Annotated in this window: 7 protein-coding genes and 1 pseudogene; 6 read left to right on the top strand and 2 right to left on the bottom strand. The window is 62.0% G+C overall.

The genetic code is table 11. The features are described 5' to 3' along the window. Positions 1-13: 13 nt before the first annotated feature. The 5 genes from CXQ80_RS00810 (at position 14) to CXQ80_RS00830 (ending at position 9,860) form a co-directional block, all read left to right on the top strand. Complete coding sequence (locus CXQ80_RS00810; protein ID WP_101315519.1) at positions 14-1,621, top strand: AAA family ATPase; 1,608 nt, start codon at positions 14-16, stop codon at positions 1,619-1,621. A gap of 374 nt (positions 1,622-1,995) precedes the next feature. Next, positions 1,996-6,441 carry a glutamate synthase large subunit gene (gene gltB, locus CXQ80_RS00815; protein ID WP_101315521.1) on the top strand — a complete coding sequence of 1,482 codons (4,446 nt, stop codon included), beginning with the start codon at positions 1,996-1,998 and terminating at the stop codon, positions 6,439-6,441. Between the two features lie 123 nt (positions 6,442-6,564). Further along, entirely contained in the window at positions 6,565-7,983 is a 1,419-nt protein-coding gene (locus CXQ80_RS00820; RefSeq protein WP_101315523.1) for an FAD-dependent oxidoreductase, read from the top strand. A 154-nt stretch (positions 7,984-8,137) separates the two neighbouring features. Further along, on the top strand, positions 8,138-9,202 hold the full coding sequence (hemE, locus tag CXQ80_RS00825) for a uroporphyrinogen decarboxylase (RefSeq protein WP_101315525.1): 1,065 nt from the start codon (positions 8,138-8,140) through the stop codon (positions 9,200-9,202). 310 nt (positions 9,203-9,512) lie between these two features. Next, positions 9,513-9,860, top strand: coding sequence for a YgiW/YdeI family stress tolerance OB fold protein (locus tag CXQ80_RS00830; RefSeq protein WP_101315527.1), 348 nt, complete (start codon positions 9,513-9,515; stop codon positions 9,858-9,860). A gap of 37 nt (positions 9,861-9,897) precedes the next feature. Here the strand turns inward: CXQ80_RS00830 and CXQ80_RS00835 are convergent. Continuing rightward, positions 9,898-11,186 (bottom strand): annotated as a pseudogene (locus CXQ80_RS00835) (MFS transporter). Between the two features lie 74 nt (positions 11,187-11,260). Between CXQ80_RS00835 and CXQ80_RS00840 the strand changes: the two are divergent. Continuing rightward, positions 11,261-12,148, top strand: coding sequence for a LysR family transcriptional regulator (locus tag CXQ80_RS00840; RefSeq protein ID WP_101315531.1), 888 nt, complete (start codon positions 11,261-11,263; stop codon positions 12,146-12,148). A 10-nt stretch (positions 12,149-12,158) separates the two neighbouring features. Here CXQ80_RS00840 and CXQ80_RS00845 read toward each other — a convergent pair whose 3' ends face one another. After that, the gene (locus tag CXQ80_RS00845) at positions 12,159-12,605 is read right to left on the bottom strand and encodes an excinuclease (RefSeq protein ID WP_101315533.1); all 447 of its coding nucleotides are present in this window, start codon (positions 12,603-12,605) and stop codon (positions 12,159-12,161) included. Between the last annotated feature and the right edge of the window lie 20 nt (positions 12,606-12,625).

Consider the following 12,625-nt stretch of genomic DNA (forward strand, 5'->3'; position numbering starts at 1 on the left):
TTGTGACAGCGCAATGACCAGTTTGCATGCCGATGAGGCGTTTCTCGACCATTACCAGCTGAGCCACGATCCGTTCGCGCCCCGTGTGCCCGGTTTCAAGTTCTTCCCCGCCCAGCGCAAGCCAGTGCTCGGCCAACTGCATCACCTGGCGCGTTACAGCCACCTGATGCTGGTGGTCACAGGTCCGGTGGGCAGCGGCAAGACCCTGCTGCGTCAGGCGCTGGTCGCCAGCACCAACAAGCAGTCGGTGCAGAGCGTGGTGGTCTCGGCCCGCGGTGCCAGTGACGCGGCCAGCGTGCTCGGCCAGGTGGCTCAGGCGCTTGGCGTGGCGCAGCCGGAAGTGCAGGCGATCCTGTCGCAGGTGGTGCAACTGGCCCTGACCGGCCAGGAAGTCTATCTGTTGGTGGACGATGCGGAACAACTCGACGAGTCGGCACTCCAAGCGTTGCTGGAATTGGCGGCAGGCCTTGCCGAAGGGCGCCCGCACGTATTCCTGTTTGGCGAGCCTTCGCTGATTGCTGGGTTGGATCAGCTCAATGGTGAGGGAGATCGTTTCCACATCATCGAGCTTGAACCCTACAGCGAGGAGGAAACCCGCGAATACCTTGAACAACGCCTGGAAGGCGCTGGCCGCGGTATCGAGGTATTCACGGCCGAGCAGATCGCCGATATCCACGAACATGCGGATGGCTGGCCTGGCAACATCAACCAGGTTGCCCGCGACACTTTGATCGAAGCCATGATCGCCGCGCGCAGCACGGCGAAGCGACCATCCATGGGGTTCAAGATGCCTAAGAAACACGTACTCGCGCTGTCTGCAGTTGTCGTGGTCGCCGTAGCGGCGGCGGTTCTGATGCCGAAGAAAGGCGCTGACAAGCCTGCTACCGACGCACCCGCAGCGCAGGCTCAACTGCCGCTGGGCGAAGGCCAGGCCAACAGCAGCAACCCGGCTATCGAGTTCTCCGGCTCGCAGCCAACACCACTGCCGCTCAATGGCCAGTCGCAACCGGTCATGCGCGAGCCGCTGGCCCAGGCTGCAGGCATGGGTGACGGTGAAGAAGCCAGCCCAGCCGGCAACACCGCATTGCAGCCTGCCAACCCACCAACCGTGACCACCATTGCCCCGCCTGAAGGCGTGCCAGCAGGCCCTGCCGCGGCTCCTGCGCAGCCAATCGCCAGCGCGCCAGCGCAACCGGTTGCACCTGCGCCCAAGCCTGCTCCGGCTCAGCCAGCGACTCAGCCAGCCAAGCCTGTTGCAGCGGCCAAGCCGGCCCCGGCGCCAACCCAGGTTGCCAGCGCCAAGCCTGCGTCGACTGCCGCTGGCGGCAGCGGCAACAGCGCCTGGTACGGCAGCCAGAAAGCCGGCAACTATGTAGTACAGATTCTCGGCACCAGCTCCGAGGCGTCGGCCCAGTCGTTCGTCAAGGCGCAGGGTGGCGACTATCGCTACTTCAAGAAAACCTTGCAGGGCAAACCGCTTTACGTCGTCACTTACGGCAACTTTGCCAACCGTGATGCAGCAGTTGCTGCAATCAAGAACTTGCCAGCGAAGGTCCAGGCTGGTAAACCTTGGCCACGTACCGTCGGCAGCGTCCAACAAGAGCTGACCACGACCCGCTGATACCTTCCGGGCGGCACCACCCCGCCGCCCAGTTGCTGAGCGACTCCTGACTTTCGTCTAGCCTGCTGCGTGTGATCGCGGCAGGCTTTTCTGTCCCAGACTGCCGGCCACAAGCCTCTAGTTGCAGTTCAGGCTGAAACGCTTCAGACTCCGAACCATGCCGTACCACGGCAAATGTTCAAAAACATTCAAAAATGCGACATAAATTTACAACGATTCGTCGTTTGAATTTGTGGGCTTCCCTGTCGCTGTGCAACAATGGTTTCACGTTGCCCCCCGCAAAAAAGCTGGCATTCGACCGGTGTGGATGGTAAGTGGTTGTACTAAAAAGAGATTTGCCTCCGTCGAGGGGCGAACCTGGTGAGAATGTGTCTATGAAAACAGGTCTGTACCATCCCGAAGAATTCAAGGACAACTGTGGCTTTGGCCTGATCGCCCATATGACGGGCGAGCCAAGTCACCACCTCCTGCAAACGGCCATGCAAGCGCTGACCTGCATGACCCACCGCGGCGGCATCAACGCTGACGGCAAGACCGGTGACGGTTGTGGCTTGCTCATGCAAAAGCCCGATCAGTTCCTGCGTGCCATGGCCAAAGAGCACTTTGCCGCCGAACTGCCCAAGCAGTACGCCGTCGGCATGGTGTTCTTCAACCAGGACCCGATCAAAGCCGAAGCTGCGCGGGCCAACATGGACCGCGAAATCATCGCGGCCGGCCTGCAGCTGATCGGCTGGCGCAAGGTGCCAATCGATACCAGCGTGCTGGGGCGTCTGGCCCTCGAGCGCCTGCCGCAGATCGAACAGGTGTTCATCGGTGGTGAAGGCCTGAGCGATCAGGACATCGCGATCAAGCTGTTCAGTGCCCGTCGCCGTTCGTCCGTGGCCAACGCCCACGACAGCGATCACTACATCTGCAGCTTCTCGCACAAGACCATCATCTACAAAGGCCTGATGATGCCGGCGGACCTCGCCGCATTCTTCCCGGACCTGGGTGACGAGCGCCTGCAGACCGCGATCTGCGTGTTCCACCAGCGCTTCTCGACCAATACCTTGCCGAAATGGCCGTTGGCGCAGCCGTTCCGCTTCCTCGCCCACAACGGCGAGATCAACACCATCACCGGCAACCGCAACTGGGCCATGGCCCGGCGCACCAAGTTCGCCAACGACCTGATCCCCGACCTCGAAGAGCTCGGCCCACTGGTCAACCGGGTCGGCTCCGACTCATCGAGCATGGACAACATGCTGGAGCTGATGGTTACCGGCGGCATCGACCTGTTCCGCGGCGTGCGCATGCTGGTACCGCCAGCCTGGCAGAACGTCGAGACCATGGACGCCGACCTGCGTGCCTTCTACGAATACAACTCCATGCACATGGAGCCGTGGGACGGCCCGGCCGGTATCGTCATGACCGAAGGTCGCCATGCGGTCTGCCTGCTCGACCGCAACGGCCTGCGCCCGGCGCGTTGGGTCACCACCCGCAATGGCTACATCACCATCGCCTCGGAAATCGGCGTATGGGGCTACCAGCCGGAAGACGTGGTTGCCAAAGGCCGCGTGGGCCCTGGGCAGATCTTTGCCGTGGACACCGAAACCGGGCAGATCCTCGATACCGACGCTATCGACAACCGCCTCAAGTCGCGCCATCCGTACAAGCGCTGGTTGCGCCAGCATGCCACGCGCATCCAGGCCACCCTGAGCGACGACCAGGGCGCGGCCAGCTACGACGCTGACCAGCTCAAGCAGTTCATGAAGATGTTCCAGGTCACCTTCGAAGAGCGTGACCAGGTGCTGCGTCCGCTCGGCGAACAGGGCCAGGAAGCGGTCGGCTCGATGGGCGATGACACGCCGATGGCCGTGCTGTCGCAGCGCGTGCGTTCGCCGTACGACTTCTTCCGCCAGCAGTTCGCTCAGGTGACCAACCCGCCGATCGACCCGCTGCGCGAAGCGATCGTGATGTCGCTGGAAATCTGCCTCGGCGCCGAGCGCAACATCTTCCAGGAATCGCCTGAGCACGCCTCGCGCGTGATCCTCAGCTCGCCAGTGATCTCCCCGGCCAAGTGGCGTTCGCTGATGAACCTCGAGCGCGAAGGCTTCGAGCGGCAGCTGATCGACCTCAACTACGAAGAAAGCCTGGGCCTGGAAGCGGCCATCCGCAACATCGCCGATCAGGCTGAAGAAGCGGTGCGCAGCGGCAAGACCCAACTGGTGCTGAGCGACCGCTTCATCGCCCCGGGCAAGCTGCCGGTGCATGCCTCGCTGGCAGTTGGCGCGGTGCATCACCGCCTGACCGAGCAGGGCCTGCGTTGCGACAGCAACATCCTGGTCGAGACCGCAACCGCGCGTGACCCGCATCACTTCGCTGTGTTGCTCGGCTTCGGCGCCTCGGCGGTGTACCCGTACCTGGCCTACGAAGTGCTGGCCGACCTGATCCGCACCGGTGAAGTGCTGGGCGATCTGGATGAAGTGTTCAAGTACTACCGCAAAGGCATCTCCAAAGGCCTGCTCAAGATCCTGTCGAAGATGGGCATCTCGACCATCACTTCGTACCGCGGTGCGCAGTTGTTCGAAGCCATCGGCCTGTCCGACGAAGTGGTCGGCCTGAGCTTCAAGGGCGTACCGAGCCGCATCAAAGGTGCGCGCTTTGTCGACCTCGAAGGCGATCAGAAGCTGCTCGCCGCCGAAGCCTGGAGCGCGCGCAAGCCGATCCAGCAAGGTGGCTTGCTCAAGTTCGTCCACGGTGGCGAATACCATGCCTACAACCCGGATGTGGTCAACACCCTGCAGGCAGCCGTGCAGCAGGGCGACTACGCCAAGTTCAAGGAATACACCGCGCTGGTCGACAAGCGTCCGGTGTCGATGATCCGTGACCTGCTCAAGGTCAAGGTTGCCGAGCAGCCGCTGGCGATCGACCAGGTTGAGCCGCTGGAGGCCATCCTCAAGCGCTTCGACTCGGCCGGCATCTCGCTCGGCGCGCTGTCGCCCGAGGCCCATGAAGCACTGGCCGAAGCGATGAACCGCCTGGGCGCGCGCTCCAACTCCGGTGAGGGCGGCGAAGACCCGGCCCGTTACGGCACGATCAAGAGCTCGAAAATCAAACAGGTGGCCACCGGCCGCTTTGGCGTCACCCCGGAATACCTGGTCAATGCCGAAGTGCTGCAGATCAAGGTCGCGCAGGGCGCCAAACCGGGCGAGGGCGGCCAGCTGCCTGGCGGCAAGGTCAACGGCCTGATCGCCAAGCTGCGCTATGCAGTGCCTGGCGTAACCCTGATCTCGCCACCGCCGCACCATGACATCTACTCGATCGAAGACCTCGCGCAGCTGATCTACGACCTCAAGCAGGTCAATCCGCAAGCGCTGGTTTCGGTCAAGCTGGTAGCAGAAGCCGGTGTCGGTACCATCGCGGCCGGCGTGGCCAAGGCCTATGCCGACCTGATCACCATCTCTGGCTACGACGGCGGCACCGGCGCTTCGCCGCTGACCTCGATCAAGTACGCCGGTGCACCGTGGGAACTGGGCCTGGCGGAAACCCACCAGACCCTGCGCGGCAACGACCTGCGCGGCAAGGTCCGAGTGCAGACCGACGGCGGCCTGAAAACCGGCCTCGACGTGATCAAGGCGGCCATTCTCGGCGCCGAAAGCTTTGGCTTCGGTACCGCGCCAATGATCGCCCTGGGTTGCAAATACCTGCGTATCTGCCACCTGAACAACTGCGCCACCGGTGTAGCCACGCAGAACGAAAAGCTGCGCAAGGACCACTACATCGGCACCGTCGACATGGTGATCAACTTCTTCACCTTCGTTGCCGAAGAAACCCGCGAGTGGCTGGCCAAACTGGGCGTTAGCAGCCTCGGCGAGCTGATCGGGCGCACCGACCTGCTCGAAGTGCTGCCGGGCGACACCGAGCGTCAGCAGTATCTGGACCTCAGCCCGCTGCTGGGCAGCTCGCACATCCCGGCCGACAAGCCGCAGTTCTGCGAAGTCGACAAGAACCCGCCGTTCGACAAGGGCGAGCTGGCCGAGAAGATGGTCGAGATGGCCTTGCCAGCGATCCGCGATCAGGCCGGTGGCGAGTTCGACCTCGACATCTGCAACTGCGACCGTTCGATTGGTGCGCGTATCTCTGGTGAAATCGCCAAGCTGTACGGCAATCAGGGCATGGCCGCCAAGCCGATCACCTTCCGCTTCAAGGGCACTGCCGGGCAGAGCTTTGGCGTGTGGAACGCCGGTGGCCTCAACCTGCACCTGCAGGGCGACGCCAACGACTACGTCGGCAAGGGCATGACCGGTGGCAAGGTGACCATCGTGCCGCCTGCTGGCAGCCCGTTCAAAACCCAGGAAAGCGCTATCGTCGGCAACACCTGCCTGTATGGCGCCACCGGCGGCAAGCTTTTCGCTGCTGGTACTGCCGGTGAGCGCTTCGCGGTACGCAACTCGGGCGCCCATGCGGTGGTCGAGGGTACCGGCGATCACTGCTGTGAATACATGACCGGCGGCTTTGTCTGCGTATTGGGCAAGACCGGTTACAACTTCGGCTCTGGCATGACTGGCGGCTTCGCCTACGTGCTCGACATGGACAACAGCTTCTTCGACAAGCTCAACCACGAACTGGTGGAAATCCAGCGCATCAGTGGTGAAGCCATGGAAGCCTACCGTAGCCATCTGGCGCGGGTCCTTGCCGAGTACGTCGAGGAGACTGGCAGCGAGTGGGGGCGTGAGCTCTCGGAAAACCTAGACGACTATGTGCGCCGCTTCTGGCTGGTCAAGCCAAAGGCTGCGACGCTCAAGCAGTTGTTGTCCAGCACCCGTGCCAACCCGCAGTAAAAGCAGCTGCAAGTGGCAAGCCCCAAGCTGCGGCCAAAAGCAGCATGGGGTGTTGCCCGGCTTACGTGATTGTCTTGCGGCGTGCAGCTAACGGCTCGCAGCTGCTGTGAAGAGGTATTGAAAATGGCTGAACGTCTGAACAACGACTTCCAGTTCATCGAAGTTGGGCGCAAAGACCCGAAGAAAAAACTGCTGCGCCAGCGCAAGAAGGAGTTCGTCGAGATCTACGAACCGTTCAAGCCGCAGCAGTCTGTCGACCAGGCGCACCGCTGCCTGGGTTGCGGCAACCCGTATTGCGAGTGGAAGTGCCCGGTACACAACTTCATCCCCAACTGGTTGAAGCTGGTATCCGAAGGCAACATCCTCGCGGCCGCCGAACTGTCGCACCAGACCAACACCCTGCCGGAAGTGTGCGGCCGGGTCTGCCCGCAGGATCGTCTGTGTGAAGGTGCCTGCACCCTCAACGACGGTTTTGGTGCGGTGACCATCGGCTCTGTCGAGAAGTACATCACCGACACCGCCTTCGCCATGGGCTGGCGCCCGGACATGTCCAAGGTCAAACCGACCGGCAAGCGGGTTGCCATCATTGGTGCTGGCCCGGCTGGGCTAGGCTGCGCCGACGTGCTGGTGCGCGCTGGGGTAACCCCGGTGGTGTTCGACCGCAACCCGGAAATCGGCGGTCTGCTGACCTTCGGCATCCCTGAGTTCAAGCTGGAAAAGACCGTGCTGAGCAATCGCCGCGAAGTCTTCACCGGCATGGGGATCGAGTTCCGCCTGAACACCGAAGTGGGCAAGGACATCACCCTCGAGCAGTTGCTGGCCGAGTACGATGCCGTGTTCATGGGCATGGGCACCTACACCTACATGAAGGGCGGCTTCCCCGGTGAAGACCTGCCAGGCGTGCACGATGCGCTGGACTTCCTGATCGCCAACGTCAACCGCAACCTGGGCTTTGAAAAGTCGCCGGAAGACTTCGTCGACATGGCTGGCAAGAAGGTCGTGGTGCTCGGCGGTGGTGACACCGCGATGGACTGCAACCGGACTTCGATCCGCCAGGGCGCCAAGTCGGTCAGCTGCGCCTACCGTCGTGACGAAGCGAACATGCCGGGCTCGCGCAAAGAGGTGAAGAACGCCAAGGAAGAGGGCGTGAAGTTCCTCTACAACCGCCAGCCCATCGCGATTGTCGGTGAAGACAAGGTCGAAGGCGTCAAGGTGGTCGAGACCCGTCTCGGTGAGCCAGACGCCCGTGGCCGCCGCAGCCCTGAGCCGATTCCGGGTTCCGAAGAGATCCTGCCCGCAGATGCGGTGGTGATCGCCTTTGGTTTCCGCCCAAGCCCGGCGCCGTGGTTCGAGCAGTTCGACATCCAGACCGATAGCCAGGGCCGGGTGATTGCTCCGGAGCAGGCGCGCTTCAAGCACCAGACCAGCAACCCGAAAGTGTTTGCTGGCGGGGATATGGTGCGGGGTTCGGATCTGGTGGTGACTGCGATCTTTGAAGGCCGTACTGCGGCTGAGGGGATTCTGGATTATCTCGAGGTCTGACTGATCGCCGGGGCTGCAAAGCAGCCCCATTCCCGCCATCTTGTATACAAAATCGTTTGACCCAAGACACCCAATAGACAAAACGCATGGCCTTGGCCGTGCCTTTTGTGCTGGCGTCTGAGAAAATGCCCGCACTTTTTTTCCGGATGCCGACATGACTGCCCTGAAGAACGACCGTTTCCTGCGTGCACTGCTCAAGCAACCCGTAGACGTCACGCCCGTCTGGATGATGCGCCAGGCCGGCCGTTACCTGCCGGAGTACCGCGCCAGCCGTGCTCAGGCCGGCGACTTCATGAGCCTGTGCAAGAACCCGCAGTTCGCCTGCGAGGTGACCATGCAGCCGCTCGATCGTTACCCACTGGATGCGGCGATCCTGTTCTCGGACATCCTCACCATCCCTGATGCCATGGGCCAGGGCCTGTACTTCGAGACCGGCGAAGGCCCGCGTTTCAAGAAGGTGGTCAGCACCCTCGCTGATATCGAGGCGCTGCCGATCCCTGATCCGCACAAGGACCTTGGCTATGTGATGGATGCGGTCAGCACCATCCGCCGTGAGCTCAATGGGCGCGTGCCGTTGATCGGTTTCTCCGGTAGCCCGTGGACGTTGGCCACCTACATGGTCGAAGGCGGCTCGTCGAAAGACTTCCGCAAGAGCAAGGCCATGCTCTATGACAATCCGCAGGCGATGCACCTGCTGTTGGACAAGCTGGCTCAGTCGGTTACCAGCTACCTTAACGGGCAGATTCAGGCTGGTGCGCAGGCGGTGCAGATCTTCGATACCTGGGGTGGCAACCTGTCGGCGGCGGCGTATCAGGAGTTCTCACTGGCTTACATGCGCAAGATCATCAGCGGGCTGATCCGTGAGCATGATGGGCGCAAGGTGCCGGTCATTGTGTTTACCAAGAATGGTGGCATGTGGCTGGAGAGCATTGCTGATTGTGGCGCTGATGCACTGGGTCTGGACTGGACCTGCGAGATCGGCGATGCCCGCCGCCGTGTCGGCGACAAGGTTGCCCTGCAGGGCAACATGGACCCGACCGTGCTGTACGCCAAGCCTGCGGCGATTCGTCAGGAGGTCGGGCGCATCCTGGCCAGCTATGGCAAAGGCACTGGCCACGTGTTCAACCTTGGCCATGGCATCACGCCTGAGGTTGATCCGGAACATGCGGGTGCGTTCATCAACGCCGTGCATGACCTGTCGGCGCAATACCATCAGTGATCAGTCGCTGAATAAAAACCCGGCTATGTGCCTGACGCTGTTTACCTAAGAATGCCGGGGCTGCTGCGCCGCCCATCGCGACACAAGGCCGCTCCCACAATGCCCGCGCTTGCCCGTTAAATAGCGGCTTACGCGATTGGCGTGGGAGCGGCCTTGTGTCGCGATGGGCCGCAAAGCGGCCCCCATGCAGGCGATGTAGAGCTTAAGTGAACACCATTAGGCCATGTGCCGGGTTTATATTGCGTTAAGCTTAAATTCAGCGATCATCGTTAATCTGGTCCCATCTCAACCGATACAGGACTTGATCACCATGAAAGCTCGCTACCTCGCTCTGATCCTTGCCCCACTGTTCAGCACCGCTGCTCTGGCCACCACCTACACCGGCCCAGGCGCGCAGCCGGTTACCACCGTGGCCGCCGCCAACGATGCGGCTGACGACACTCGTGTGGTCCTGCAGGGCTTCGTTACCAAGAAGCTGGATAACGACGACAAGTTCGAGTTCAAGGACAACACCGGCACCATCAAGGTTGAAATCGACGATGAAGACATGCCTGCAGCTGGCTTCAACGACAAGACCAAGGTCAAGCTGACCGGTGAAGTGGAAAAAAACCTGATGAGCCGTGAAGTGGATGTCGACCTGGTCGAAATCATCAACTGATCGATGACGTCAAAGCGACCGCGTGCAGCCTTTGGCTTCACGCGGTTTTTGGTGCTAGCCGGCTCAGGTGCAGCGCCACCAGCAAGGCCACGGCCAGCAGGCTACCGATGAACAGGCCGATGCCGTTCCAACCGGCCATGTGCCAGAACACCCCGCCCGCAGTACCCGCGACACTCGACCCTGCGTAGTAACTGAACAGATACAGCGAGGACGCCTGGCCCTTGGCCTTGAGCGCACGCCGGCCGATCCAGCTGCTGGCCACCGAGTGCGCGCCAAAAAAGCCGAAGGTGAACACCAGCATGCCGACGATGATCATCGCCAGCGGGCTGGCCAGGGTCATCAACATGCCGCCGGCCATCACCACGATGCTTGCCCAGAACACCTTGCGCCGGCCCAGCCGGTCGGCCAGGGCGCCGACCTGGGCGGAGCTGTAGATGCCCGACAGGTAGACAATCGACAGCAGCCCGACCAGTGCCTGGTTCATGTGATAAGGCTCGGCCAGCAAGCGGTAGCCGATGTAGTTGAACAGGGTAACGAATGCACCCATCAGCAAAAATGCTTCGAGGAACAGCCAGGGCAGGCCGGCGTCGCGAAAGTGCATGACAAAGCCGTTGAGCAGGCTGCGAGGGTTCAGCGTCTGCGGGCGGAAGTTGCGCGACTCGGGCAGTACCTTCCAGAACACCACTGCTGCCACCAGCGCCAGGCCGCCGATGCACAGCATCGCTGTGTGCCAGCTGACGAAGTCGATCAGCACGCCACTGATCAGCCGCCCGCACATGCCGCCAATGGCGTTGCCGCCGATGTACAAGCCCATCGCCAGGCCAATGTGCTGTGGGTGGATCTCTTCGCTCAGGTAGGTCATCGCCACCGCCGCCAGCCCGCTCAGCGACAGGCCGACCAGCGCGCGGGTCGCCAGCACCAGCTCCCAACTTGGCATCACCGCGCTGGCCAGGGTCGACAGGGCGGCGCAGACCAAGGCGAATACCATCACCGGCTTGCGGCCGATGCGGTCGGAGATCGGCCCGGTAATCAGCAGGCCGATGGCAAGCATGGCGGTGGCTACCGACAGCACCAGGCTGCTCTGCGCAGCGTTGATGGCAAACTCCTGCGACAGCAGCGGCATCATCGGCTGTACGCAGTAGAGCAGGGCAAAGGTGGCAAAGCCGCCGCTGAATAGCGCCAGCACAGTTTTCATGAACGCCGGGCTGCCTTTTTCGATCCAGATATCCGGCAGCGGGGCGGCTTCGATCACGTGGGGCGTTGCAGCAGTTTTCACGACGGGTCCCTCAAAAGCGCTGGCCGATGTTGCTGATTGGAAAAAATCATATAGCTGGCTAATGATTAGATCCAATATATTGTTCGACCTGTTTAAGACGTTTAGCGACTCGTTCGGAGCAGCTATGGAATTGCGTCATCTGCGTTACTTCATTGCCGTGGCCGAGGAGCTGCACTTCGGCCGGGCTGCACAGCAACTAGGCATCTCCCAGCCGCCGCTGAGCCAGCAGATTCAGGCGCTGGAGCATGAGTTGGGGGCGCGTTTGTTCGAGCGCACCAATCGTCGGGTCGAGCTGAGCGAGGCCGGGCGCTTGTTCCTCGAGGAGGCGCGGCAGGTGCTGGCACAGGTCGATAAAGCTGCCGACGTCGCCCGCCGTGCACAGTTGGGTGAGCTCGGCGAGATGAAGATCGGCTTCACTTCTTCAGCGCCCTTCACCTCGAAGATCCCCAAGGCGATCCATGCGTTCCGTCAGCGCTACCCGGCGGTGCACCTGAGTTTGAAGGAGATGAGCAGCCGTGATGTTGCGGCGGCGGTGTTCGATGAATCGATCGAAGTTGGCCTGATGCGGCCGATGCCGTTGCCCGACGGCCTGCAGGTCACCGAGCTGTTCCGTGAGCCGCTGGTGGCAGTGCTGAATGCTTCGCACCCATTGGTTGCCGCCAGTGAACAAGGGTTACACATGGCTGATCTGGCCCGTGAACCGTTCGTGTTCTTCCCGCGCAGTTACGGCAGTGGTTTGCATGCACAGTTGCTGGCGCTGGCCCGCCAGGCAGGCTTCAGCCCGCATTTTGCCCAGGAGGTTGGCGAGGCGATGACGATTATCGGCCTGGTTTCGGCAGGTCTCGGCGTCTCGGTGCTGCCAGCCTCGTACCAGCGCATGCGCATCGATGGCGTGGTCTATCGAACGGTGCTGGATGAAGGGGCGGATACCGCCGTGTGGCTGGTCCAGCGCCAGGCTGGCAGCTCGGTGATGGCCAAGGCGTTTGCCGACCTGCTGATCGGCAACGCCTGATGGCGGCGGTTTAGTCGACGCGAGCCAGGTCGCCTTTCAGTGCGACGCCTGCGATCACGGCGCCGGCGTGGCACTCGTAGGTGCTGGCATCTTTGCGCTCGTTCTTCTTGTAGTAGCTGGCGATGTTGGTCACTGCGTTGGCATTGGCCCGGCGCGCAGCGTCCTGCAGGGTCAGCAGGGCCGACTGCAAGGCCCACTCACAGGCACCCTGGTCGGTCTTGTTGAAGGCGTTGGTCTTCTTGTTGGTGACCGCGCCGGGCTGGATCACGCTGACCTTGCCGCGCGGCTGTACACCGGCCAGGTAGAACTTCACCGAACCGTCGAGTTTCTTTTCGGCGAGCATTTGCTGGACGACCTTGTCGAAGGGCAGGTACAGCGCGGTATCGCGTGCCTGGCTGATGCCGGGCAGGGCGCAGAGCAGCAGGGCGGTGGTGGCAGTCCAGGTCTTCAGGCGCATCGGATCGTTCCTCGATCGGG

This window comes from Pseudomonas sp. 02C 26, assembly GCF_002843585.1.
Classification (GTDB): Bacteria; Pseudomonadota; Gammaproteobacteria; order Pseudomonadales; family Pseudomonadaceae; genus Aquipseudomonas; species Aquipseudomonas shirazensis.

Bases quoted from the DNA above. Each gene is read 5' to 3' on its own strand.
- CXQ80_RS00810 (WP_101315519.1), top strand. From the start codon at position 14: ATGACCAGTTTGCATGCCGATGAGGCGTTTCTCGACCATTACCAGCTG.
- CXQ80_RS00820 (WP_101315523.1), top strand. From the start codon at position 6,565: ATGGCTGAACGTCTGAACAACGACTTCCAGTTCATCGAAGTTGGGCGC.
- hemE (WP_101315525.1), top strand. From the start codon at position 8,138: ATGACTGCCCTGAAGAACGACCGTTTCCTGCGTGCACTGCTCAAGCAA.
- gltB (WP_101315521.1), top strand. From the start codon at position 1,996: ATGAAAACAGGTCTGTACCATCCCGAAGAATTCAAGGACAACTGTGGC.
- CXQ80_RS00845 (WP_101315533.1), bottom strand. From the start codon at position 12,605: ATGCGCCTGAAGACCTGGACTGCCACCACCGCCCTGCTGCTCTGCGCC.
- CXQ80_RS00840 (WP_101315531.1), top strand. From the start codon at position 11,261: ATGGAATTGCGTCATCTGCGTTACTTCATTGCCGTGGCCGAGGAGCTG.
- CXQ80_RS00830 (WP_101315527.1), top strand. From the start codon at position 9,513: ATGAAAGCTCGCTACCTCGCTCTGATCCTTGCCCCACTGTTCAGCACC.